22 protein-coding genes, 2 riboswitches and 1 other annotated feature are annotated in these 24539 nt (G+C 39.3%); of the genes, 13 read left to right on the forward strand and 9 right to left on the reverse strand.

Annotation, left to right across the window (positions count from 1 at the left end):
- The first annotated feature begins 71 nt into the window (after positions 1 to 71).
- The 6 genes from AEA09_RS17190 (at position 72) to AEA09_RS17215 (ending at position 5402) form a co-directional block, all read left to right on the forward strand.
- On the forward strand, positions 72 to 641 hold the full coding sequence (locus AEA09_RS17190; protein ID WP_053585180.1) for a VanZ family protein: 570 nt from the start codon (positions 72 to 74) through the stop codon (positions 639 to 641).
- A 242-nt stretch (positions 642 to 883) separates the two neighbouring features.
- Positions 884 to 1684 (forward strand): putative metalloprotease CJM1_0395 family protein, encoded by an 801-nt coding sequence (locus AEA09_RS17195; RefSeq protein WP_053585181.1) that lies wholly within the window; start codon positions 884 to 886, stop codon positions 1682 to 1684.
- Positions 1685 to 1707: 23 nt separating this feature from the next.
- Complete coding sequence (gene ybaK, locus AEA09_RS17200) at positions 1708 to 2202, forward strand: Cys-tRNA(Pro) deacylase (RefSeq protein ID WP_053585182.1); 495 nt, start codon at positions 1708 to 1710, stop codon at positions 2200 to 2202.
- Between the two features lie 128 nt (positions 2203 to 2330).
- Positions 2331 to 2966 (forward strand): YczE/YyaS/YitT family protein, encoded by a 636-nt coding sequence (locus AEA09_RS17205; RefSeq protein ID WP_053585183.1) that lies wholly within the window; start codon positions 2331 to 2333, stop codon positions 2964 to 2966.
- A gap of 100 nt (positions 2967 to 3066) precedes the next feature.
- Positions 3067 to 4143, forward strand: a complete 1077-nt coding sequence (locus AEA09_RS17210) for a nucleotide kinase (RefSeq protein WP_053585184.1) — start codon at positions 3067 to 3069, stop codon at positions 4141 to 4143.
- 68 nt (positions 4144 to 4211) lie between these two features.
- Positions 4212 to 5402 carry a glycine C-acetyltransferase gene (locus AEA09_RS17215; protein WP_053585185.1) on the forward strand — a complete coding sequence of 397 codons (1191 nt, stop codon included), beginning with the start codon at positions 4212 to 4214 and terminating at the stop codon, positions 5400 to 5402.
- A gap of 146 nt (positions 5403 to 5548) precedes the next feature.
- Here the strand turns inward: AEA09_RS17215 and AEA09_RS17220 are convergent, their stop codons facing one another.
- The 5 genes from AEA09_RS17220 to AEA09_RS17240 form a co-directional block, all read right to left on the reverse strand.
- Entirely contained in the window at positions 5549 to 6682 is a 1134-nt protein-coding gene (locus tag AEA09_RS17220; RefSeq protein ID WP_053585186.1) for an alpha-hydroxy acid oxidase, read from the reverse strand.
- Positions 6683 to 6691: 9 nt separating this feature from the next.
- Positions 6692 to 7363 (reverse strand): methionine ABC transporter permease, encoded by a 672-nt coding sequence (locus AEA09_RS17225; protein ID WP_053585187.1) that lies wholly within the window; start codon positions 7361 to 7363, stop codon positions 6692 to 6694.
- A complete protein-coding gene (locus tag AEA09_RS17230; protein ID WP_053585188.1) occupies positions 7360 to 8382 on the reverse strand; it encodes a methionine ABC transporter ATP-binding protein in 1023 nt (340 codons plus the stop codon). Before AEA09_RS17230 ends, AEA09_RS17225 begins: the two co-directional genes overlap by 4 nt.
- Positions 8383 to 8450: 68 nt before the next feature.
- Positions 8451 to 9272, reverse strand: a complete 822-nt coding sequence (locus tag AEA09_RS17235; RefSeq protein ID WP_082332715.1) for a MetQ/NlpA family ABC transporter substrate-binding protein — start codon at positions 9270 to 9272, stop codon at positions 8451 to 8453.
- Positions 9273 to 9368: 96 nt separating this feature from the next.
- A riboswitch (SAM riboswitch) is annotated at positions 9369 to 9476 on the reverse strand.
- Between the two features lie 85 nt (positions 9477 to 9561).
- Positions 9562 to 10737, reverse strand: a complete 1176-nt coding sequence (locus AEA09_RS17240; RefSeq protein ID WP_053585189.1) for a pyridoxal phosphate-dependent aminotransferase — start codon at positions 10735 to 10737, stop codon at positions 9562 to 9564.
- Positions 10738 to 10832: 95 nt separating this feature from the next.
- Here AEA09_RS17240 and AEA09_RS17245 point away from each other — a divergent pair, with 95 nt between their 5' ends.
- Positions 10833 to 11624, forward strand: a complete 792-nt coding sequence (locus AEA09_RS17245; RefSeq protein WP_053585190.1) for a carbon-nitrogen family hydrolase — start codon at positions 10833 to 10835, stop codon at positions 11622 to 11624.
- Between the two features lie 201 nt (positions 11625 to 11825).
- Here AEA09_RS17245 and AEA09_RS20555 read toward each other — a convergent pair whose 3' ends face one another.
- Positions 11826 to 11987 (reverse strand): FtsW/RodA/SpoVE family cell cycle protein, encoded by a 162-nt coding sequence (locus tag AEA09_RS20555; RefSeq protein ID WP_342667637.1) that lies wholly within the window; start codon positions 11985 to 11987, stop codon positions 11826 to 11828.
- A gap of 845 nt (positions 11988 to 12832) precedes the next feature.
- On the opposite strand from AEA09_RS20555, the gene AEA09_RS17250 reads away from it, so the two are divergent.
- The 3 genes from AEA09_RS17250 to AEA09_RS17265 all read left to right on the forward strand — a co-directional run bounded on the left by AEA09_RS17250 (position 12833) and on the right by AEA09_RS17265 (position 17681).
- A complete protein-coding gene (locus AEA09_RS17250; RefSeq protein WP_053585191.1) occupies positions 12833 to 14503 on the forward strand; it encodes a methyl-accepting chemotaxis protein in 1671 nt (556 codons plus the stop codon).
- Between the two features lie 350 nt (positions 14504 to 14853).
- Positions 14854 to 15807: an L-threonine 3-dehydrogenase gene (locus AEA09_RS17255; RefSeq protein WP_053585192.1), complete on the forward strand. Its 954-nt coding sequence runs from the start codon at positions 14854 to 14856 to the stop codon at positions 15805 to 15807.
- A gap of 248 nt (positions 15808 to 16055) precedes the next feature.
- Positions 16056 to 17681, forward strand: coding sequence for a long-chain fatty acid--CoA ligase (locus AEA09_RS17265; RefSeq protein WP_053585194.1), 1626 nt, complete (start codon positions 16056 to 16058; stop codon positions 17679 to 17681).
- 43 nt (positions 17682 to 17724) lie between these two features.
- On the opposite strand, the gene trpB is transcribed toward AEA09_RS17265, so the two are convergent.
- Together trpB and AEA09_RS17275 are read right to left on the reverse strand one after the other, a co-directional pair.
- A complete protein-coding gene (gene trpB, locus AEA09_RS17270; RefSeq protein ID WP_053585195.1) occupies positions 17725 to 18888 on the reverse strand; it encodes a tryptophan synthase subunit beta in 1164 nt (387 codons plus the stop codon).
- Positions 18889 to 18948: 60 nt separating this feature from the next.
- Positions 18949 to 19149: a binding site (T-box leader), on the reverse strand.
- A 138-nt stretch (positions 19150 to 19287) separates the two neighbouring features.
- A complete protein-coding gene (locus AEA09_RS17275; RefSeq protein WP_053585196.1) occupies positions 19288 to 19770 on the reverse strand; it encodes a QueT transporter family protein in 483 nt (160 codons plus the stop codon).
- 6 nt (positions 19771 to 19776) lie between these two features.
- Positions 19777 to 19821, reverse strand: a riboswitch (PreQ1 riboswitch).
- A 362-nt stretch (positions 19822 to 20183) separates the two neighbouring features.
- On the opposite strand from AEA09_RS17275, the gene AEA09_RS17280 reads away from it, so the two are divergent.
- The 3 genes from AEA09_RS17280 (at position 20184) to AEA09_RS17290 (ending at position 23078) form a co-directional block, all read left to right on the forward strand.
- Positions 20184 to 21194, forward strand: coding sequence for an ABC transporter substrate-binding protein (locus AEA09_RS17280; RefSeq protein WP_053585197.1), 1011 nt, complete (start codon positions 20184 to 20186; stop codon positions 21192 to 21194).
- 77 nt (positions 21195 to 21271) lie between these two features.
- On the forward strand, positions 21272 to 22291 hold the full coding sequence (locus AEA09_RS17285; protein WP_053585198.1) for an ABC transporter permease: 1020 nt from the start codon (positions 21272 to 21274) through the stop codon (positions 22289 to 22291).
- Positions 22284 to 23078, forward strand: coding sequence for an ABC transporter ATP-binding protein (locus AEA09_RS17290; RefSeq protein WP_053585199.1), 795 nt, complete (start codon positions 22284 to 22286; stop codon positions 23076 to 23078). Before AEA09_RS17285 ends, AEA09_RS17290 begins: the two co-directional genes overlap by 8 nt.
- A gap of 181 nt (positions 23079 to 23259) precedes the next feature.
- On the opposite strand, the gene ilvA is transcribed toward AEA09_RS17290, so the two are convergent.
- Complete coding sequence (gene ilvA / locus AEA09_RS17295; RefSeq protein WP_053585200.1) at positions 23260 to 24519, reverse strand: threonine ammonia-lyase IlvA; 1260 nt, start codon at positions 24517 to 24519, stop codon at positions 23260 to 23262.
- Between the last annotated feature and the right edge of the window lie 20 nt (positions 24520 to 24539).

Genomic DNA, 24539 nt, shown 5'->3' on the forward strand with positions numbered 1-24539 from the left:
TTACCCCATTGCATAGGTAGGCATATCGTATTAAAATATGAGATGGATAAAAGGGAGTAGGTGGTGATGGAGTGGCGAAAAATAATATAGCGAATGTGCAGGATGATACCAAGCTTCCATTGCCGTACCGCGTGTGGATTGATAAATATTACATGGAAATAAAATTCACAGGTTGGCTACTGTTTAGTGTTTACTCTTGTATAGCGTTTTATAAACTAGTGATTGATCGTCTAGTAAACGTTGTACTCGTTTTGTTCCGTGGAGAATATACATTAGGTGAACTTGGTCTATTCGATTATAGTACGTGGCGTGGAACAACTAATTTTGTACCGTTTGATACGATCATGCGATACATAAATTACTCACAGTATTTTAATATAGATTTAATTGTTGTTAATTTACTTGGGAACTTATTGATTTTTACACCGATGGGCTTTTTGCTACCGTTATTATCGAAGCGTTTTCGAAGAGTATGGCCGGTAATTCTTATTGGATTTCTCTCAAGCCTAGCTGTGGAAACGGTACAATTTATTTTCAGAGTGGGTTCGACGGATATTGATGATTTAATTTTAAATACGGCTGGTGCTTTTATTGGTTACGTAGCTTATAAATGTATGTTGCAGTTTTCAAAAAGTAAATAAATAACTTCTTAAGGCTACGTAAAATCCACGTAGCTTTTTTTGTGGAAATAAAAAGCCTTAAGACCTATGCAAGAAGGTTCATTTTTAACTATCTGTAAAAAAGTAGGGAAGACCACTTTAGTTTATTTGTGAAAATTCCGATAATAAGTGTACAGATTCTGTTTAGTGGGTAAAAGTGTAGTTAATAAAAAGTTCATATATATTAAATAACTTACATATTATAGGGAGTAGAGGTGAATACTATGAAAATTTCTGGTTTAATCCAACAAGAGAGAATTGCAGCCTTAGAGGATCGTAGAAAAATCCTACAACGTAAAGGGGTTGGAGATGTATATCGCAAAAATCTCCAGTATTTTCAACCAAAGAAAAACCCCGCTTTAATAGAGTTAGAGAATCTATTGTTTGGTCATAAAGATCATGATTTGTATGAAAAACATAAAGAAGAATCGAAAGAAGTCACACATCAAGAACAGGCAACCATTCGAGAAATGCAACAAACTGAAAAAAGTGTGCGTGCACATGAGCAGGCACATAAAGCAGTTGGTGGGGATGTAACGGGCCCAATTTCGTATACACATACAACAGGCCCTGAAGGCGAGCGATACATTACAGGTGGCGAAGTTTCTATTACAGCTGGAGCTGGATCAACTGAAGAAGAAACGCTTCAAATCTTAGAAAAAGTTAGAAGCGCAGCGTTAGCACCTGTAGATCCTTCACCGCAAGATTTACGTGTAGCAGCGAGTGCTGGTGAGCAAATTCAGCAAGTGCAGGCAAAACTAAATGGTACTGAAATAGAAGAAACTAATGATTTGGATGAAGAGCCAGCGTTTGTTCGAGAACCGATTGAAATAAAGGTACCGGAGCGATTCTCAAAAGAATTGAAATTAGACCCATTTGCAGATACAATTTTCGGTAGGAGCTATGAGGAATCGTATATGGCGAACATTTTTAAACATGTAGCCGCTAAATATACAGCACATTCTGAAATGGCGAAGAACGGCTATCTACCGAGGTATGAACCTACGTTTTCGTGGACAGCCTAATTGCATAAATGGGGGATTTTCACATGGCTAAAGCGAAACATGTTAAAACAAATGCAGTGCGACTATTAGAGCAACAAAAAATTCAGTTTGATGTGATGGAATATGAGACTGGTGATGGTCAAGTGGACGGGATTTCTGTAGCTGAAAAAATTGGACATCCCGTTTCTCGTGTGTTCAAAACATTAGTGGCTAAGGCAAGTGCACAAAAACTATTTGTCTTTGTTATTCCCGTTGCGGAAGAACTCGATTTAAAAGCAGCGGCAAAAGTCGTTGGGGAAAAGAAAATTGAGATGCTACCTGTGAAGGAATTACTTGGGTATACTGGCTATGTACGCGGTGGTTGTTCACCAATTGGTATGAAGAAATTGTATCCCACGGTTATTGATGAATCTGCGCGTGAGCAAGGGAGTATCATTGTGAGTGCAGGTAAAATAGGCATGCAAATACACGTCCAGATTGATGATTTACTGGCGGTGACGAAAGGGCAACTTGCCCCAATTACGACCATCCATGATTAATTTTATGGATGGTTTTTTTATTTTCATTTATCTCAGCAGCTAGTGAGATAAATGAAGAAAAAATCTCCGGAGGATGGAAAAAATATGATACAGTAAAGCAATCTTATACATAAGGGGAAGTTTGTAAAATGCGAAGGGTTATTGGATGGCGTTGGACGTTTTTTATTGCCGGGATGTTGATTATGTCGCTCGGTATTACGATGTCGATTAAAGGGAAAGTTATTGGAACAAGTCCATGGGATGTGTTACATGTAGGGTTATTCCAAAACTTCGGTTTAACTATTGGCACATGGTCAATTTTAACGGGACTACTTATTATCACATCGACATCATTGGTGCTAAAAGAATGGCCGAAACTGGGCACTTGGTTAAATATGTTCTTGATCGGACTGTTTATTGATGTGTTTAATTGGCTATTGCCCGCGACTGATGTTTATGTGTTACAAATCGCATATTTTGTAGTTGGTGTGTTTATATTAAGCTTTGGCTGTGGAATGTATATCGCACCAAATATGGGAGCGGGTCCACGAGATACACTAATGATGATACTTGTAGAAAAATTTGGTGGGACCATTAAAAGTGCACGAATGGGCATTGAAGTATTAGTAACGATTTTGGGCGGGCTACTTGGTGGGCCAGTTGGTATCGGAACAGTTTTAATTGCGCTAACATCAGGTTACATTGTGCAATATTCATTACCGTATTGTCGAAAAGTGTTACTGAAATGCATTGGGAATATGGAAGGCGTAAAGCCATTTTATTAAAATTATCGGGCTACTTTTATCAAATATGATAAAAGTAGCTTTTCATGTTTTTAGGAGATGCGTCATATAATGCAGGGCAGAAGGTAAAGGGGGAAGGACAATGAACGGAAATGTTACTTATTATTATGGACATGCACTGACGGGACAGGGGAGAAAGCATTTATATAAAGAAATGATGGACGAAGCAGCGCTTGTTTATATACTGCAAGGGGCACCGACCTATAGAGGGTCAGAGCTATTAAAAGAGCTTGGCTATTTCTATGTGAAACAAGGTTTTGCGGTAGAATGGTTCAAACATGCATTGCTCGAAGAGATTGTGGAAGCGGTCTTCATACGAGAATGTAATTATCTTTTTGTATGGTCTTCAGAGTGGAATCTTGAGCCATCATTACTGGGCACAAAACATCGCGTTATTTCTTTCTATGACTGTTTGGAAGAAAAACAGTTAGAAGGTGTAGGCGGGCAGTTGGCTACAGCCATGAGGGACCGGGAACTATGGCGTGAAAAATGTATTTGTATGTTAGAGATTGCAAAGAAATTGCATGATGACTGGGAAGTGGTTACGCAAAGTTGTATGGACTGGCAAGCATTAGATGACCAGATTACTAGTTTGAAGACAGATCTTTTCCAATCGATGACACTCAACAAAACAGGCATACGTACACATCGTTTACTTGGAACTTTAACGCCAACTGGTGCGCAAAACACAGTGGAAAGCATGACGAAAAATTTAAAACGACGGTTGATGATTAAAGGAAAGCCAGGTACAGGTAAGTCTTCATTAATGAAGAGCTTGGCAGATGAAGCAAATACAAGGGGACTAGATGCTCAAATTGTTTGGTGTGGCCTTGATGCAGGGTCAGTAGATATGATCATTATTCCTGAGTTGAACTTTTGTATTTTCGATAGTACAGATCCGCATATTTTCGATCCGGAAGAAGGACGCAGTGGGGATGCCATTTTCGATATGGGTCAGCATTGCAAGCTAACAGAAGAGGCAGAGGCGGAAATTGAAGATATTCGTGCAGCCTATAAAGAGTCCATGCAAAATGCAATGGGTTATGCGGTACGATATGCAGAAGTAGAGCATACGATTCGTCAACTAATGGACCGTTGCTTGTCGACATCAGCGTGGCGAGAAAAAACTGCGCCATTATTTCAAAGATTACGAAAATGAATTATTTTAATAGAGTATGAATGTGCTAAACTAGGAACAAGTACGGTTTTTTAGAAAGGACGATACTAGTGTCTAAAATATTAAATGCATTTTTAGATGAAAACTTACAAGCCTTACGTGAGCAAGGTTTATACAATGAAATTGACCCAGTAGAAAGTGCAAACGGACCAGTTATTCAGGTGCGTGGCAAACAACTCATTAACCTATCTTCCAATAACTATTTAGGTTTAGCAACAAATGACGAATTAAAGCGCATTGCCAAAGAAGCGACAGATAAATATGGTGTAGGGGCAGGGGCAGTACGTACAATTAACGGTACACTTGACCTTCACGTAAAACTAGAAGAAAAGCTAGCAGAATTTAAAGGAACAGAAGCGGCGATTTCTTATCAATCGGGCTTTAATTGTAATATGGCAGCAATTTCTGCTGTTATGGATAAAAATGATGCCATTCTATCCGACCAGTTAAATCATGCTTCAATCATTGATGGCTGTCGATTATCACGTGCGAAAATCATCGCATACAATCACTCTGATATGGATGATTTACGTGCGAAAGCAAAAGATGCAACGGAATCAGGTTTGTACAACAAAGTGATGGTTATTACAGATGGTGTGTTCTCAATGGACGGCGATATTGCCAAGCTTCCAGAAATCGTGGAAATCGCAAAAGAGTTCGACTTAATCACGTATGTGGATGATGCACATGGCTCTGGTGTAACCGGTAAAGGCAAGGGTACAGTGAAGCATTTCGGTTTAGAAAAAGAAATCGACTTCCAAATCGGTACGTTATCAAAAGCAATTGGCGTAGTGGGCGGTTATGTAGCAGGTAAGAAGAACCTAATCGACTGGTTGAAAGTACGCTCTCGTCCGTTCCTATTCTCAACAGCTTTACCACCAGGTGATGTAGCGGCTATTACCGCTGCAGTACAAATGCTCATCGATTCTACGGAGCTTCATGATAAGCTTTGGGATAACGGGGATTACTTGAAAGCTGGACTTGCGAAATTAGGCTTCAATATCGGTAATTCAGAAACGCCGATTACGCCATGTATTATTGGTGGTGAGAAATTAACACAGGAATTCTCGCGCAGACTATTTGAAGAAGGTGTCTATGCAAAATCAATTGTCTTCCCAACGGTCCCAGCAGGTACAGGGCGTGTTCGTAATATGCCAACTGCAGCGCATACGAAGGAAATGCTTGATAATGCACTAGCGATTTATGAAAAAGTAGGGCGCGAATTAGGAATTATACAATAATATTGGAAACAGGGATGCCACAATAAATGAGGCATCCCTCTTTTTTGAAGAGATTTAAGGTTAAGACGGATAAAGTTGTGAAATCGATGGATAAAAACTCCAAAGTGACGGTTAACTTCGGCTTGCCCTAAATATTTGTCTCTATTTTAGGCTTTCACCAACTGTAACTTACGTGCCTCTGCAATACTTGAAGCACCAGCAAGCGCTAACGATACTTTAAATTCTTCGTAAATATTTTGCATCACTTGTTCAACACCTGCTTGCCCGGCTAATGCAAGACCGTAAACAAATGGACGACCAATCGCAACCGCATCTGCGCCAAGTGCTAATGCCTTTAACACATCAATCCCGCTATACACGCCGCTGTCTAAAATGACAGGTACGCGTCCTGCTACAACCTCCACAATTGAGGGAAGTGCATCTAAGCTGCCGATGACACCATCTAATTGACGGCCACCATGATTGGAAACGATGATCCCATCGATTCCGTTTTCGAGAGCAAGCTGAGCGTCGTCAGGATGTAAAATGCCTTTTAAGTAGATTGGCAGCGTTGTGCGCATTTTCAGCTCTGCGACATGTTCCCACGTCATATGAGGGTGGTATATATTATCGATGACTGAAGCAACATAGCTGTCAAAGCTGTCATCAGGTAAAGCTTCTGTGAAAACAGGGTCTTGCATGTAATTTCCTTTGGCAAAACCTAATTTTAATGGAGAGAATTGATTGCGCACATCTTCTGTTCGCCAGCCAAGCATCACTGTATCAATCGTAAGAACGATGGCTGAGAAGCCTGCTTTTTCAGCGCGTTCCACCATGCTATAGGAAATATCCTCGTTTTTTGACCAATACAATTGGAAGAGACGCGTGCTATTTGGTGCGGCTTTCGCAACGTCTTCCATTGAATAAGTCGACACTGTACTTTGGATGTATGGTATCGATAATTTTTCTGCAGCTTTTGCAACAGCAGGTTCACCATCTGGATGCTCCATGCCGTTCATACCAACTGGCGCAAAAAGAAGCGGTGTTGGGAAGGTTTTGCCGAACAATGAAATCGACGTGTCTAACTGCGATACATCTCGTAAAAAACGAGGTGTAATACTATATTTTTCGAAGGCTGTACGGTTGTTACGAAGTGTTTGTTCGTTACCAGCACCAGATTGAATATAACCAAATGGACCTACTTCTAGTTTTTCTTTTGCAGCTTTTTCTAAGTCTGAAAAGGCGATAGGAAAGGGCTTTTCAGCTTTGATGTTTTGTAAAAGTAAATCACTATTTGTCATGATAATCACCTAATCCTTTTTAAGTTTATTGGCTACACGGTTACCAAATGATTGAATGCTTTGTACAAGAATGATTAATAAGAATACCGTGACATACATAATGTCGACTTCATAACGTAAATGACCGTAGCGGTAGGCAAGGTCACCAAGACCACCAGCACCGACAAGACCTGCCATTGCAGTTGCACCGATTAAGCCGATCGTTGCAATTGTTAAGCCAAGCATCATCGAAGGGCGAGCTTCACGTAATAATACATGCCATACAATTTGTGTACGCTTAATGCCCATTGCTTTGTAAGCTTCTAATACGCCTGATTCAACTTCGAGTAAGGCAGTTTCGATTAAACGCGCTAAATAAGGTGCTGTATAAATGACAAGTGGCACGATAGCTCCTTTTACTCCAATTGTTGTGCCGACAATCTCTTTCGTTAATGGCAAAATAAAGAATAATAAAATAATGAACGGTACCGAGCGAATAATGTTGATGATTAAGTTTAATAGTTGATAGAAAAATTTATTGGCATACATTTGCCCAGGGCGTGTCAGTACAAGAAGCGCGCCAAGGGGAACACCGATAAGTATAGAAAATAACAGTGAAATACTTACCATTTGGAATGTTTGTAGGGCTGCTTCAAATATAATTTCCCACCACTGGTCGATAAAATCAGTTATCAAATTCATACACTAGTTCCTCCTAACACTTCCGTGATCACACCGCTCGCTTGGAAAAACTGCAATGCTTTTTGTACGTCAGCTTGTTCGCCGTTAATATGTGTCACAATATTGCCGACAACACCGTTTTTAAGCTCAATAATATTGGCAGTCAAAATATTTGGTTTCACATTAAATTGGAGAGCCGCTTCAGTAATAAGTGGATTTCCTGTGCTTTCACCAACAAAGGTAAGTCGTGTGACAGCACCAGATAAATTTAAATGCTCGATTAATGAAGGTGCTAATGTACGTTGTGAAATTGTATTGAGAAACTTTTGTGTTGTTTTATGTGCAGGTTTTGTAAATAAATTAATAGCTGAACCTTGCTCAACGACTTTTCCGTTTTCAAGAACTGTGACTTGGTCGCAAATTTTTTGGATGACGTTCATTTCATGCGTAATGAGTAAAATCGTAATGCCTAATTCTGCGTTGATTTTTAGTAGTAGGTCTAAAATTGAATCGGTTGTTTCGGGATCGAGTGCACTTGTTGCTTCATCACTTAGTAAAATTTCAGGTTCCTGCGATAGTGCGCGGGCAATCGCGACACGTTGTTTTTGCCCACCGGATAGCTGGCTTGGATAGCTTTGCTGACGATCTGTTAAGCCAACAATAGTTAAGTATTTGTCAACGCGTGTTGCGACTTCTTTTTTGCTATAACCAAGCAAGCGTAGAGGAATCGCTACATTTTCATATACAGTCGCAGTTTTTAGTAGGTTGAAGCCCTGAAAAATCATACCAATTTTTTGGCGTGTTTTACGTAGCTCGCTTTCAGATAGCTTGGTTAAATCAACACCGTCAATTTGGACGTTACCTGAAGTAGGTCGCTCCAATAAATTCACGCAGCGAATTAGCGTACTTTTCCCGGCACCACTGTAGCCAATTACACCGTGGATTTCACCTTTTTCAACGTGCAAATTAATATCATCAACAGCTCGAACTATGCCACTTTTCGTTTGAAATTGTTTCGTAATGTTTTGTAATTGAATCATGTTGTCACTCCTTTTTTTGAAAGATAAAAAGCTACCGTGAGTAACGGTAACTTTTTAGAAATAATGCATTACCAAGTTGGGATGATAGAACCACCAAATTCTTCTTCAATAAACTTACGTACCTTTTCCGAGTGGTAAGATTCAATAAGTGTTTTCACAACAGCATCATCTTTATTTTCAGCGCGTACAACTAGATGGTTAGCATAAGGAGAATCGATTGCTTCAATTAACAATGCTTCTTCAGATGGATTAATACCTGCATCAAGTGCGTAGTTAGTGTTAATTGCTGCTGCATCTACTTCAGGTAATTGCTTAGGAATTTGTGCAGCCTCTAATTCGATAAATTTAAGGTTTTTAGGATTTTCATCTAAATCATGAATTGTAGCTTTTGCATGGTTTTCTTCATTAATTTTGATGTAACCAGCATCTTCTAAAATATAAAGTGCGCGAGTGCTATTCGTTGGATCATTTGGAATACCGATTGTTGCACCGTCTGGAACATCATCAAAGCTATCAAATTTATCAGAGTAGAAGCCCATTGGACTAATATAAGTAGCGCCAACAGATACTAGATTTGTTCCTTTATCTTCATTAAATTGCACTAAGAAAGGGCTATGTTGGTAGCTGTTTGCATCAATCGAGCCTTCATCAAGTGATGTATTTGGTAATATATAGTCGGAAAATACTTTTAGCTCGATATCTAAGCCTTTTTCCGCTGCTACTTCTTCTACAACCTCCATGATTTGTTCATGTGGGCCTGCTGTCACGCCGATTAATAATTTATCTTCACTTAATGCTTGTCCTTTTTCCACATCATCACTACCACAAGCAGCAAGTGCCCCAGTTAAAATAATTGCTGATAAAAATAAACCGAATTTGTTTTTCTTCATGTGTGTTATTCCTCCAATGTATATATGTATAGTTGGTATTTTGAAATTTAAAAAGCCTCTCAAGATGTTTCGGCAGGAGAGGCACGGAAATAACCTCTCTTATCTTTCAAAACAAAAACTGTTTTGCAGGATTTAGCACCTTTCTGATGTTCAGATGGTTGCCGAGCTTCACAGGGCCAGTCCCTCAGCTACTCTTGATAAGAGATACTTATTAAATTAAAAACTATTGAAATAACAATATATTAAAAAACTTTATAAATCAAGAACTTTTCAGAAAATGATAAATATTCTACATTTTCGCAGAGAATAAGCCTAATTTATCGATTCTTACCATCGTTTCACGTAGCCGATCTTCGCTTACAAGTAAACCAACACGGACATAACCTTCACCATATTCACCAAAACCATTCCCAGCAGCTACAGCGATATCTGCTTTTTCGAGAAGAAGATTGGCGAAGTCTTCGCTACTGAAACCACTAGGGACAGGAAGCCATGCAAAGAATGAACCTTTTGGTGCTGTCACTTGCCAACCGATACGCTCTGCTTCTTCCACAAGTACGTCGCGACGACGCTCATAAGTTGCTCGTAGTTCATTAGCGCACTCTTGAGAAGCAGTGAGTGCGACTGCTGCTGCTTGTTGGACAGCCGGGAACTGGCTACAAAATAGATGATCTTGAATGAGATTAATAGCTTCAATAATTTTAGCATTCCCTACAGCAAAGCCGATACGCCAGCCTGCCATATTGTACGTTTTCGATAATGTGTACATTTCAATGCCTACATCTTTGGCACCTTCTGCTTGCATGAAGCTGACAGGTTTAACGCCATCAAAACCAATTGCACCATAGGCAAAATCGTGAGAAATGACAAGGTCGTGTTCTTTTGCGAAGCGAACAGTTTCCTCAAAGAATGCCAGATTTGCTGTGCCACCAGTTGGGTTATTTGGATAGTTTAAATAGAGTAACTTAGCACGTTCTTTTACTTCATCTGATACGTTGTTGTAATCCGGTAGAAAGTCATTTTCAGCTAAAAGCGGCATCACATGATAATTGACGTCACCTAACACAACACCGGATAAATAATCCGGGTAGCCTGGATCAGGGAGTAGCATGTAATCACCAGGATTTAAAATGGCCATTGGTAGTTCGACGAGCCCGATTTTTGTTCCGCCGAGAATCGCTACTTCGGTATCTGGATCGATATCAACATTGTATTCGCGTTTGTAAAAGTCTGCTGCGGCCTGACGTAATTCTTGTACACCTCTAAACGGAGGGTACTTATGATTTTGTGGGTTTTCAGCCGCTTCTTGTAATGCCTTGATAATATGTGGAGGTGTTGGTTGGTCAGGATTTCCTTGACCAAGATTAATGACATCGCGACCTTCTGCTAGTGCAGCATTTACTTTTTGCACAAGTGCGGCAAAAAATTGAGTCGGGAGTTGTTGTAGTTTTTTCGAAAATTCCATGTACATTCACCTTTTTCAGAATATAATAATTACTAATAGATTATGTTGCAAATACTATTACTTTTTTTACTAAATGTCTAGAGGAGGATGAAATCGTGAAAATAGGTTGTATCCAATTAAATGTAGGTTTTGGCAAGGTGGAAGAAAATTTTGCACGAGCAGAAGATAAAATTCGAGAAGCTGCAAGTCTTGGAGCAGAAATTATTGTCTTACCGGAAATGTGGAATACGGGCTATGCACTCGAAAAATTACCAGAGCTTGCAGACGTTGATGGTGAACGTACGAAAGCATTTTTACAAGGCTTGGCTAAGGAACTGAGTGTGCATATTATCGGTGGATCTGTTTCAACGAAGAAGGACGATAAATTTTACAATACGACGTACACGTTCAATAAAGATGGTGAGCAGGTAGGCGAATATAGTAAGGCTCATTTATTCCGTTTAATGGACGAGCATTTATATCTAGAAGCAGGGGATAGCATGAATCGTTTCCAACTGGGAGATATCGAAGCTGCAGGTGTGATTTGTTACGATATTCGCTTCCCAGAATGGCTGCGTGCCCATGCACTAGACGGTGCAAAAGTAATATTCGTGCCAGCACAATGGCCAACACCACGTATTGATCATTGGAAAACATTATTACAAGCACGTGCCATCGAAAACCAGTGCTTTGTGATTGCTGTTAACCGTATTGCCAACAAAGTAGAAAACTTTAATGGACAATCCATGGTTATTCAGCCATGGGGTGAGGTACTTTGGGTTGGAGCTGAAGATGAAGAGGTTGCTGTCATTGACGTCGATTTCTCAATTGTCGATGAAGTACGCGGAAGAATCCCCGTCTATGAGGATAGACGACCAGAGCTTTACGGGGGAGTAGTAAAAAAATAACGATAAAATAAACCCAGCAGATGCACCACTTTTTCTGCTGGGTTTTTAAAGCATGAGGTAGGCAAGTCGTATTATAAGCACGAAGAAAGCGCAACCAGCTAACAGCAGTAATAGTTGCATTCTTTTTTTTAATGTATCATCCATTCATATCCTCCTGCTGCATAAACATTAAGTTAGAAAGGAGAGAACTACCGCCATAGATTAAAAAGGTAATATGACCCCTGTTACGGATAAAAGACCAAGTGTTATACAGATATTATGTGTAATTTGGAACGCTAATAAACTGGAAATACTAGCAACCATCAATGCCATGAAAGAATTGCTGGCATGTACTGTAATAAGGACAATCTGTGGGACGAACATATCGCTCTTGATGCGCCACGATGACCTTACTTACAACAATTAGAAAACCTTGAAGGTTGTAAGGATCCTAAAAGGTAATATGGTACCAAGATTTTGCCTCGTTTACAGTGCGTGCTATACTTTCAAGCTCAAAAATTATCTCCACCAATAGCGCAACAATTAATCCATAAAACGGCCATTCGAATTTTTTAGTTGTTCAATATCTAGTATGGCCACCCCAAACAAAACTAAAAACCCTAGTATGTAAAAAAAAGCTGCTTTGAAATAATAAACTCGTAGTCTGTTCAAAAACTACACTATTAGAATGTACAAAAAGACAACTGATTACGCCGAGTATAATTAAACTAATTACTACACTTTTATGAGGCCACTGAAAACTCTAAATTGGTATTTTTTCACACTAGTATAATTTTATTATGCAAGGATTTAGTGCGACTTACGCTGTGTCTGCGAACGCTAGAGCGCTAAATCCTTAAGGTCATATTTTTGTTAAAGAATTTATTGGGAAATCACTTTTTCAGTGCCCTTACTTCTATCAACCCTTCTTTTTATCACTATTCCAACAACCTACTATATTTATTTAAATTAAGTGGCGGTGCACTTAAAAAGTTTCAAATTAGAGATTGGAAAATACTCACTTGAACAATAAGCGTTTAATGCTGCAATAGCCAATTCAATTTGAATGAATAGTAATGGTACTGATGTTATTAACCGATTCATTATGTAATCAATAATATATTTAGTTTTCAAGGCAAATCTTTGTGAAAATTTTACAAAAAAATCACACAGGCTTTATATCTCAACATTATGCTTACTAGTAAGAGTGAGTGAAGGAGCCTAAGAGGATGCGTTTTTTTAGTTACATAAAAGTAAAGGATAAGTTACTTGTACTAATGATTGTCTGTGTACTGTCCAACGTACTGCTAGGAGTGTTTAGTGTAGATTATTTGCGAAAAACGTCATGGCATGCGAGTAAAAGTTATACGCAGGGGCTTGTCCCGATTGGATGGTTAAATGAGTTAGAGGAAGCCCAACGACAAATGGATTTTTTAGTGACAACGAGTGGTAATCTTCAGGAGTTAGCTACGCTTTTACAAAATGTCGAGCAACCTTTACATCAGTTAGAAAGCTTGGATATCGATAAAAAGATAAATCATCAGGTGAAAAAATATAAAACGCTACTAGCGCAACAAACAGAATTAGTAGACAACTATGGACAATTGAGTGGGGATTCTCTAAAGAAATTTTATGAACGATCGTATTTACCTGTGAGTCAGCAAAATCACACTCTATTAGAAGAAACACAAAGCTATTTGGTACAACGCGCGGAGGAACAGCAAGCGGCTTATCAAAAGGATGTGCAATTTGCCTATTGGTTACTAGGTGGTGTTTGTTTATTTGTAGTGCTACTTGTTATCGCCATTGGTTATGTAGCGGCTAGGGCGGTCAATGTGCCAACGCGTCAGCTAAAATCTTTGTTAAAGCGTGCGGAGCAAGGTGATTTTACAGGGAGTGCTAGCTATGTGGCACAGGATGAGTTGGGAGAAGTTGTCCTTTCCTATAACCAAATGGTGACAGAGGTGAAGAGGCTTTTGCTGACTGTAACAAGTAGTGCACATGAAGTTGAAGGGATGACGGAAAAATTGCAAGAGTCGTCTGAACAAGCAACCACGACAACGATGAAGATGGCGAAGGATATTAAAAAGATTTCAGATTCAACAACCGTTTCGACAACGAAATTAGCCTCGAACACGGCTTCTTTAGATGAAGTGCTAAAAGGCGTGCAGATCATTGTAGAAAAAGTGAAGTCTGTTGAGCGGTTTGCCTATGAGGCGGCAAGTGATGCTGAAAGTGGGACTGACATTGTCCAGGCAAATTTATCGCAAATGCAGTTGATCAAGCAGGCCGTTGAAAAATCAAATATAGCTATTTCAAATCTTCTCGAGCGGGCAGAGACCATTGATCAAATGGTGGAGGTCATTGAAAAAATAACGGCACAGACAAATTTATTGGCACTGAATGCATCAATTGAAGCGGCAAGGGCGGGTGAACACGGAAAGGGCTTTGCGGTTGTTGCCAACGAAGTGCGGAAATTAGCTGAGCAAACCGTACGTTCAACACAAATGATCACGTCTATTGTGCAAAATATTCATGGTGATTCTCAGTATGCGGTGCAAATGATGGAAGGTGTATTGTCGGCGACTGATAAAGGAGTAGCAGTCACAGGACAAACAGCCACAAGCTTCGAGCACATTTTAGAAAAAGTGCATACGATTAAGCCGTATATGATGGAAGTATCGACAACGGTACAACAAATTGCCAGCCATACAGAAAAGGTTAGCCAGGATGCACTTATGCTCACATCGTTTTCAGATGTGAATGCAACTTCTACTAAACATGTAGCGACACTGACAACTGAACAGCTTAAAGCGCAGCAACATTTCCATAATTATATAAAGGAAGTGCGGAAGGTATCGAAATTGCTGCAAATTGCTGTGAAACGTTTTTCGATATAATAAATAATGTGTAGTGTACGGAAATACTGGAATTTCGAGAAAAATGAGAACTTTACTTTATGGAATGTCATAGAGAGGGTTCTTTTTTTTTTATGGGGGAATCTATATTTGTGTTTTCTAGAAATACATATGTGTTTTTTTGCTAATTTCGGAACAATATTTACGAGGAATCATATACTGATAGTAGAGGTTTTTTTGTTGAATTTTCAAAAACTTTAGAATTTTGTATTGTGTTTTTAAAACGAACACATTATAATGGGGAACATCGAAAGTGTTAATTAATCAATGTTTAAGACAAATATAATGTACTTTCTGAAAATACAAATGTTTGCTGTCGGAGGTTATTGGATATGAAAAAGATTATGGTGACCGGAGCACTTGGTCAAATTGGTTCAGAATTAGTTGAAAAGCTTCGTAGTGTTTATGGAGAGGACAATGTATTAGCTACAGACATTCGGAAGCATGAACATACAAATGGGCCATTTGAGATTTTGGACGTCTCAGATGGACAAAAAATGCATGATTTAGCAAAGGATTTTGGTGCAGATACGATGATGCACCTTGCAGCATTATTATCTGCAACGGCTGAAAAAAATCCTTTATTTGCTTGGAATCTAAATATGGGCGGGTTAATGAATGCTTTAGAAGTATCTCGTGAACTAGACATGCAATTTTTTACACCAAGTTCAATCGGGGCATTTGGTCCATCAACGCCCAAGGACAATACACCGCAAGATACACTGCAGCGCCCAACAACGATGTATGGTGTGAATAAGGTAGCGGGTGAATTGTTATGTGACTATTATTTCAATCGTTTTGGCGTAGATACAAGAGGTGTACGCTTCCCAGGTTTGATATCATATGCAACTCCTCCAGGTGGCGGAACGACAGATTATGCGGTTGAAATTTACTATAAAGCTATTGAGCAAGGTAAATACACTTCTTATATTAAAGAAGGCACATACATGGATATGATGTATATGCCGGATGCACTGCAAGCGATTGTTAGTTTAATGGAAGCAGATAGTAGCAACTTGATTCACCGAAATGCGTTTAACATTACGGCGATGAGCTTTGAGCCATCTCAAATCGCAGCTGAAATTAAAAAACACATTCCGCATTTCCGCTTAGATTATAAAGTCGATCCTGTGCGTCAAGCAATTGCAGATAGCTGGCCGAATTCTTTAAATATTGAAGCGGCACAAGCTGAATGGGGCTTTAAAGCGGAGTATGATTTAGCAAAAATGACAGAGGATATGCTAACGAAATTAAAAGTGAAGCTCCAACAGAAAGCCATTTCATAGGTTGAAAAACTCCGAAGCGTTTACAGGCTTCGGAGTTTTTGCATTTCATATGTATTTAAATTTCAAATATGATCATGTAGAAATACAAAATAAAGGAATTAAAAAGAAATTTTTGGAATATATGGCGTATTTATTAACTTTCCAATATAATTATATTCAGAATATTAATAGTATTCGAATAAGATTATTCTAGTAAGTATTTAACAGGGTATTGAGGGGAATTTCATAAGAGAAGGGATGAATGTTTTATGATGCAAGCACCGTTAGTGTTAACGAATTTTTTCAAGAGGGCTGAAAGTTATTTTGCGAGAAAGACGATTGTTTCACGTACAAGCCCTACTAAAATTCACCGTTTAACGTATGGGGAGTGGGCAAAAAGAACTCGCCGATTAGCAGATGCATTGACAAAACTTGGTATGGAGAAGGGAATGAAAGTTGGATCCTTCGCATGGAATCAGCACCGTCATTTAGAGGCATATTTTGCAGTACCATGTTCTGGCGCAGTATTACACATGGTGAATATTCGCTTATCTGAAGAACATTTAATTTATATTATTAATCATGCAGAAGATCAAATTTTGATGATTGATGCAGATCTTGTGCCGATTATTGAAAATATTGCATCAGAGCTTAAAACTGTAAAACATTATATTATTATGACGGATGAAGAGACGTTACCAGAAACAACATTGCCAAATGCATTATCATATGAAGATTTACTTGCTGCGGCAGATGAGAACTTCGAGTTCCCTGAGAATTTAGAAGAAGAAGCACCGGCTGGTATGTGCTATACAAGTGCTACAACGGGTAATCCAAAGGGTGTTGTCTATACGCATCGTGGATTAGTACTTCATAGTACGATGCTTAACATGGCAGATTCAATGGGCATTAGTGAGCGTGATGTCGTGATGCCGATCGTGCCGATGTTCCACGCAAATGCATGGGGCTTACCATTTGCGAGTGTAAATGTTGGGGCAACGCAAGTACTACCAGGACCTCATTTTACATCGGATTTAATTTTAGATTTAATCGAACAGGAAAAGATTACGTTAACAGCGGGTGTACCGACAATTTGGTTGAGTGCTTTACAAGAGCAAGAAAAACGTGAACGTAATATTAGTTCATTACGTGCAATTTGCGCGGGAGGTTCTGCTTCACCAGCAGGATTAATTCGAACGTTTGAGGAGAAGTATGGTATACCATATATCGTGGTATATGGTATGACAGAAACGACTCCAATTGTGGCACTATCAAATTATATGTCATGGATGGAAGAATGGCCGATTGAGAAGCGCGTGGAAGCGCGTGGTATGCAAGGTATGACGATGCCTGGTATTGAGTCAAGTATCATTAATGAAGAGGGTGAAGTACCGTGGGACGGTGAGACGATGGGTGAACTACGTTTACGTGGCCCTTGGATTTCTCACGAATACTATCGAGATGAGCGCACGCAAGACGCATATCGTGATGGTTGGCTGTATACAGGTGATATTGCTGTGCGTTCGGCGGATGGCTTCTTTAAAATTATGGACCGTACAAAGGATCTGATTAAATCTGGCGGTGAATGGATTTCTTCAGTAGATTTAGAAAATGCGTTAATGACACATGAGGCTGTGTTTGAAGCGGCTGTTATAGCGATTCCACATGCGAAGTGGCAAGAACGTCCACTTGCTTGTGTTGTGTTGAAAGAAGGGAAATCAGTAACTGATGAGGAGCTACTAGCATTTTTAGAAAGTCAATTTGCAAAGTGGTGGGTACCAGACGATATCGTATTTTTAGATGAAATCCCGAAAACATCAGTTGGTAAGTTTTTAAAGGCGAAGTTACGTGACAATGTTGCGGAAATTTATCCAAAATTAAATTCGTTAGTGTAAGAGAAAGAGCGATTTCCCTTGGTGGAAATCGCTCTTTTCAGTATTATTTGTTTAGCATATGGAAAACTTGTTCAACGTCCTTATCACCACGCCCAGAGATGTTGATGATGATGCTTTCTTCTTTTGATAGAGTAGGTGCAAGTTTTAATGCATGTGCAACCGCATGAGAACTTTCGAGTGCTGGGATAATCCCTTCAACTTTAGATAGAGTTTGGAACGCTTCTAGCACTTCTTCATTTGATATAGTTACATATTCGGCGCGACCGATCGTTTTTAAATGGCTATGCTCGGGGCCTACTCCAGGGTAGTCAAGACCTGCTGCGATTGAATACGTTGGCATAGGATTACCTTCTGCATCTTGTAGTAGTAAACACTTGAAGCCGTGTAAATTACCTGGTGTACCTTCATTTAACGTAGCTGCTTTATCCGGTTCTATACCGATTAAACGGACTTCATCGTCTGCAATGAATTCTGCGAAAGCACCAATTGCATTACTTCCTCCACCAACACAAGCAAGTACTGCTGTAGGTAGCTTACCTTCTTTTTCAAGAATTTGTTCACGGCTTTCTCGACTAATGACTGATTGGAAGTGCTTTACCATAGATGGGAATGGGTGCGGTCCCACTGCTGAACCTAGTAAATAAAATGTTGTTTCATAATTCTCTACTAAATCAGCAAAAGCTTCGTCTACAGCATCTTTAAGACGCCCTTGCCCTTTATCAACAGCAACCACTTTAGCCCCTAATAACTCCATGCGGAACACATTTAATGCTTGGCGTTTTGTGTCCTCAAGGCCCATATAAATCGTACAGTCCATTCCGAACATCGCACAAGCTGTCGCTGTTGCAACGCCGTGCTGACCAGCGCCTGTTTCAGCGATCACACGATTTGCACCCATACGCTTTGCAAGTAAAATTTGTCCTAATACGTTATTAATTTTATGTGAACCTGTATGATTTAAATCTTCACGTTTTAAGTAAATCTTCGCGCCACCTAATTGTTTTGTTAAGTTTTCAGCTAAATATAGTGGTGATTTGCGGCCGACATATTCACGGAAATAGTATTCTAATTCATTTTGGAAATTTTCATCTTCTTTATATTTTTGGAAGTTTTCATCTAAGATAGTTAATACGTTTTGAAGTTCTTCAGGAACAAAGCTACCTCCAAATTCACCAAAATATCCTTTTTTCTCTGCTATTATACTCATCTAATCTCGACTCCTCTATTCTGATTTTGACCATAAAAAAAGCCACTTCAATCCCTTTATAAAAAGGACGAGTAACCGTGGTGCCACCTTTGTTCGCAATAGTTGCGCACTCAAACCTCCTGTAACGGGGAGTATCACCGTCCTCACATTTTGATGAGGATGCTCCGAAGTCCATTCGCAAGTGTGTACTGCTGATTTACACCAACCATCAGCTCTCTATAAGTACAAAAGCTTGTTACTACTCTTCATCTACGCATGTTATTGAAATGAATTTTAAGTTATTTTCAGAATAGTGTCAACAAATCTTTTTTCTGTGCGAAAGCGAAGCGACAGCAACAACTCTTTTCTCCGCGAAAGCAATAAAAAAGACGAATCTCAGTAGAGACTCGTCTGAAAACGTCAGATTAAGTTTTTGAAATTTAAACGTTTGTTTAGGGCATACATAATCGGTGCACCAACAGCTAATACAACGAATTCACCAACTGCGACTGTCAGCCATGTCCATAAGAATGGCAATTCAAGTGCTAAGTTTAATTCGAATGCGATGATGAACATCGTACATGTAAATAATAAGGTATTAATGATAAGACGTGCCCAGATGTTTTTCACGAACTTACAGATGAGGATAAATAGGCTAAGTGTAATCACAGAATGCCCTACCCCAAAAACAAGATCATACACGCCGAGTGGTGAAAATAAGTTGGAGATAAAGACACCAATAATAATACCCACAGCAAAGCGTGGATTAAAGGCAACTAAATGGTTGAACATTTCCGATACCCGGAATTGCACCTCTGTAAAGCCAAACGGTGCTACAAGCATCGTCACAGCAATATACAAAGCAGCAATAATACCACTTGTTGCTAAAAATTTTACTTTCATATTCATTTCTCCTTAGTTTTTTTTCGTGGGATGGTTACGAACCACGGTGTTTTGCACAAGTAGGTATTTTAGTATAACGCTGAAGAGAAGTCAAATGTCAGAAAACTAGTGTTGCCAAAAAAATGCGCTACTTGTAAAGAGCAAAATTTGCTAAATTGACATAAAAATTTTTTATATTCTACAAAAATGATTAAAGCTACTAAAATCGCGTAGTTTAGCGGTTTAAAGCGACGAATTAATAGAAAAGATAAAATATTTAGTCATATTTAAAAGTCAGAACATTCATAATGTTATTGACGAACCTCATTAATAACGATAATATAGCGATACATTCATACTTTGCTAGGATGAAGTACCATATTATTGGTACGGTATAGCATGATAATGAGACAAAATGTCGAGGGGGATAATTTGTGAAGAATAATATGAAAAAACTTTCATTCCTTTTATTCGGTTTAGTGTTACTACTTGCTGCATGTGGCGGCGGTACTGAATCTAAAGGTGATGAAAAGAATAATGCAAGTGAGAGTGGTTCTAAAGGGGAAAAAACATATAAAATTGGGATTACTCAATACGTTGATCATCCTTCTTTAAACGCTGCAACGGATGGTTTCAAAAAAGCGATTGAAGATTCTGGATTAAAGGTAGAATTCGATCCACAAACTGCTGCGGGGGATAGCAGTGTGAATACAACAATTGCTAATAATTTTGTAAGCGAAGGTGTAGATTTGATTTTTGCTAATGCAACACCCTCAGCTCAAGCAGCTTTAGCAGCAACAGGTGATATTCCTATTGTTTTCACATCGGTAACAGATGCAGTTGGTGCAGAATTAGTCGCTTCAATGGAGGCACCTGGTAAAAATGCAACAGGTACGATAGATTTACACCCAGATACGATTGCAAAAACAGTAGCATTCCTAAAAGAATTAGGCGTTAAAAAAGTCGGTATGGTATACAGCGCTGGTGAGCAAAACTCAGTTGCTCAAGTAACAGAAGTGAAAAAAATAGCGGCTGAACATGGTCTAACTATAGTAGAAGCAAATGCAGCAACTTCAGCAGAAGTAAAGCAAGCTACGGAATCATTAGTAGGTAAAGCAGAAGCGTTTTACATTATTACTGATAACATTGTTGTATCTGCATTAGAATCAGTTATTGATGTAGCTGAAACAAATAAATTACCATTAATTGTTGGTGAACTTGATTCGGTTGCACGTGGTGGCTTAGCTGCATACGGCTTCCAATACTATGATATCGGTTATGAAGCGGGACAAATGGCTGTTAAAATTCTAAAAGGTGAGGCAGCCCCTGCAGACACACCAGTTCAATATCCACAAAACTTAAAATTAGTAGTGAATAAAAAAGTAGCAGATAGCTTAGGAATCGAGATTAAAGATTCTTGGGGTGCAGAACTTTTAGAGCAATAATTTAAGAGTGAAGCGGGGATGTTCTAAACCCCGCTTTATCTTCATTTTAAGAAAAATTTTTAGGAGATGATTCAACTATGTTTACTGCAATATTTGGCTCAGTTGAGCAAGGAATCATCTATGCAATTATGGCACTTGGTGTGTATTTAACATTCCGCGTGTTAGATTTTCCGGATTTAACGGTTGATGGAAGCTTTGTAACAGGGGCAGCAACAGCAGCAACAATGATTCTGCTAGGCTATCACCCAATCTTAGCGACTTTAGTGGCAATTGTTGCTGGATTTATTGCTGGATGTATGACAGGAATTCTTCACACAAAAGGGAAGATAAACCCGCTTTTATCAGGAATTTTAATGATGATTGCGTTGTATTCTATTAATCTACGTATTATGGGGTTAACTGCAGAAAATACGATAGGCCGTCCGAATATTCCACTACTGAACTCTGAAACTATTTTTTCACAGTTTCAAGGATTTTGGAGTAATTTAGGTATCGATGCTGCATTAAATAACGTATTAAATAGCATCGGCATTCAGAGAGTACCAGGTACATGGGGTACGCTGATGGTAGTATTACTCATCACGATTTTAATTAAATTTATTGCTGACTGGTTCTTAAAAACAGAGGTCGGACTTGCTATTCGAGCAACTGGAGATAATAAACGTATGATTCGTAGTTTCTCTGCGAATACAGATACACTTATTATTCTAGGACTTGGTCTTTCAAATGCACTTGTCGCATTTTCTGGAGCTTTAATCGCACAGTATTCGAAGTTTGCAGATAACGGAATGGGAATTGGGATGATCGTAATCGGTCTTGCTTCCGTTATTATCGGTGAAGCTATCTTCGGAACTAAAACAATTATGCGCACAACTCTTGCAGTTATCGCAGGAGCAATCATTTACCGTATCGTACTAGCATTGGCGTTACGCGTAGATTTCCTAGATACTGGAGATATGAAATTAATCACAGCAGTTATCGTGATCATGGCATTAATTATTCCGCAATTTGCGAATAAAAACAAAGAACGTAAACGTAAGGCGAAACGCGCACAAAGTGTAATAATAGCAAAGCAAGGAGGGAGTGACCTTGCTTAAATTAGATGGTATTAACAAGATTTTCAACGAAGGTACACCTGACGAAAAAATCGCATTAGCGGACATAAATCTGCACTTGAAACCTGGTGATTTCGTAACGATTATCGGTAGTAACGGTGCTGGAAAATCGACGATGATGAACATGGTATCAGGCGCACTCACACCTGACTTCGGTACTGTATCGATTGATGGAAACAATGTAACGGCCTTGCCTGAATACAAACGCTCACAATTTATCGGTCGTGTATTCCAAGATCCTATGGCTGGTACAGCACCAACAATGACGATTGAGGAAAATGTAGCTTTAGCCTACTCTCGCAATAAGAGGCGTGGTTTACGCATCGGTGTTGATAAAAAACGCCGTGAGTTTTTTAAAGAATCACTAGAGATGCTTGGCTTAAATCTAGAAAACCGCTTGTCTGCGAAGGTTGGTTTACTATCAGGTGGGGAGCGCCAAGCGTTGTCACTACTGATGGCAACCTTTACAAAGCCCTCTATTTTATTGCTAGATGAGCACACCGCTGCACTTGATCCTTCACGTGCAGAGCTCATCACTAGTATCACAAAGCATCTAGTCGAAAAAGACAATTTAACGACGTTAATGGTTACACACAATATGCAACAAGCTTTAGATCTAGGCAATCGTTTGATTATGATGGATAAAGGTCAAATTATTTTAGAAGTGGGTGAGGATCGCAAGCACGAACTAACAATCCCAGACTTAATGGCAGAATTCGAAAGCATCCGCGGCGAGAAAATGAACTCCGACCGTGCATTATTAGGATAACTACTTTGCGCTCACACATTAGTGTGGGCGTTTTTTGTGCGTTTGTAAGGGGGATGTCGATATTTTAGAAAAGTAGGGCGACAAATTTAACAACCTGTTCGATAAAAGCAAAACGCTGTCCTATAAATCATAAATCTTTATAAAAAAAACACCAGCCACAATTCGTAGCTGATGCAAAAAACTATACTAATAATCCAAATAATTGAAGATCATTATTTACTTCTTTATAGTTGAAGCCGAATTGTTTCATACGGGCAAGCAGTCCTTCATAGTCGTCGCGATTACCGATTTCGATACCAACGAGAGCAGGGCCACTTTCCTTGTTGTTTTTCTTTGTGTATTCGAAGGTTGTAATATCATCGTTTGGTCCTAAAACGCTTGTTAAGAACTGGCGTAATGCCCCAGCGCGTTGTGGGAAGCTAACGATGAAGTAGTAAAGTAATCCTTCATGAATTAATGATTTCTCTTTAATTTCTTGCATACGTCCAATATCATTGTTCCCACCACTGATGATGACTACGACAGATTTACCTTTAATTTCATCTTGATAGAGGTCGAGTGCTGCGACAGAAAGTGCACCAGCAGGCTCAGCAATGATTGCATGCTTATTATATAAATCTAGTATTGTAGTACATACTTTACCCTCAGGTACGAGCACGATGTCGTCTAAATAGCGGCGACACACTTCGTATGTGTGATTGCCAACACATTTTACAGCGGCGCCATCAACAAATTTATCGATCCAGTCAAGTGCAATCGTGCCACCTTCTGCAAAGGCTGCTTTCATACTAGCTGCACCAGCAGGCTCAACTCCGATAATTTTACTATTTGGCGATAGGTTTTTCACGTAAGCAGAAACACCTGACATTAAGCCACCTCCGCCGATACTGCCGAATACGTAGTCGATAGGCTCTTCCATATCATTCATTATTTCAACAGCGACAGTTCCTTGCCCAGCAATGACATCGAAATCATCAAATGGGTGGATGAATATTTTTCCATGTTCCTCGCAATAAGCCATAGCGCCCTCAGCTGCATCATCGAATGTATCACCAGCCAAAATTATTTCCACGAATTCACGACCAAACATACGCACTTGGTCGATTTTTTGTTTTGGTGTTGTTTGTGGCATGAAAATACTTGCATGGATCTTTAGTTGAGCACAGGCATAGGCAACACCTTGTGCGTGATTACCAGCACTTGCACACACAACGCCGAATTCACGTGCTTCTGCTTCGATTTTTTTAATTTTATAGTAGGCACCACGAAGTTTGAAAGATCGTACATGCTGCAAATCTTCGCGTTTAAAATAAATAGTAGCTTCGTATTTCTCTGATAAATAGTCGTTTTTTTGTAATGGTGTGTGGACCACTACATCTTTTAAAAAATGATGTGCAATAAGAATGTTTTCGACCTGCACGGTTTTTGTAACAGTCTCCATTGAATTTTTCCCTCCGAATT

Origin of the sequence: Lysinibacillus contaminans (genome assembly GCF_001278945.1) — a bacterium.
Taxonomy (GTDB): Bacteria; Bacillota; Bacilli; order Bacillales_A; family Planococcaceae; genus Lysinibacillus; species Lysinibacillus contaminans.

Bases quoted from the DNA above. Each gene is read 5' to 3' on its own strand.
- AEA09_RS17205 (WP_053585183.1), top strand. From the start codon at position 2,331: ATGCGAAGGGTTATTGGATGGCGTTGGACGTTTTTTATTGCCGGGATG.
- AEA09_RS17240 (WP_053585189.1), bottom strand. From the start codon at position 10,737: ATGGAATTTTCGAAAAAACTACAACAACTCCCGACTCAATTTTTTGCC.
- AEA09_RS20555 (WP_342667637.1), bottom strand. From the start codon at position 11,987: ATGTTCGTCCCACAGATTGTCCTTATTACAGTACATGCCAGCAATTCT.
- trpB (WP_053585195.1), bottom strand. From the start codon at position 18,888: ATGAGTATAATAGCAGAGAAAAAAGGATATTTTGGTGAATTTGGAGGT.
- AEA09_RS17275 (WP_053585196.1), bottom strand. From the start codon at position 19,770: ATGAAAGTAAAATTTTTAGCAACAAGTGGTATTATTGCTGCTTTGTAT.
- ilvA (WP_053585200.1), bottom strand. From the start codon at position 24,519: ATGGAGACTGTTACAAAAACCGTGCAGGTCGAAAACATTCTTATTGCA.
- AEA09_RS17285 (WP_053585198.1), top strand. From the start codon at position 21,272: ATGTTTACTGCAATATTTGGCTCAGTTGAGCAAGGAATCATCTATGCA.
- AEA09_RS17230 (WP_053585188.1), bottom strand. From the start codon at position 8,382: ATGATTCAATTACAAAACATTACGAAACAATTTCAAACGAAAAGTGGC.
- AEA09_RS17250 (WP_053585191.1), top strand. From the start codon at position 12,833: ATGCGTTTTTTTAGTTACATAAAAGTAAAGGATAAGTTACTTGTACTA.
- AEA09_RS17225 (WP_053585187.1), bottom strand. From the start codon at position 7,363: ATGAATTTGATAACTGATTTTATCGACCAGTGGTGGGAAATTATATTT.
- AEA09_RS17235 (WP_082332715.1), bottom strand. From the start codon at position 9,272: ATGAAGAAAAACAAATTCGGTTTATTTTTATCAGCAATTATTTTAACT.
- ybaK (WP_053585182.1), top strand. From the start codon at position 1,708: ATGGCTAAAGCGAAACATGTTAAAACAAATGCAGTGCGACTATTAGAG.
- AEA09_RS17220 (WP_053585186.1), bottom strand. From the start codon at position 6,682: ATGACAAATAGTGATTTACTTTTACAAAACATCAAAGCTGAAAAGCCC.
- AEA09_RS17255 (WP_053585192.1), top strand. From the start codon at position 14,854: ATGAAAAAGATTATGGTGACCGGAGCACTTGGTCAAATTGGTTCAGAA.
- AEA09_RS17265 (WP_053585194.1), top strand. From the start codon at position 16,056: ATGATGCAAGCACCGTTAGTGTTAACGAATTTTTTCAAGAGGGCTGAA.
- AEA09_RS17195 (WP_053585181.1), top strand. From the start codon at position 884: ATGAAAATTTCTGGTTTAATCCAACAAGAGAGAATTGCAGCCTTAGAG.
- AEA09_RS17210 (WP_053585184.1), top strand. From the start codon at position 3,067: ATGAACGGAAATGTTACTTATTATTATGGACATGCACTGACGGGACAG.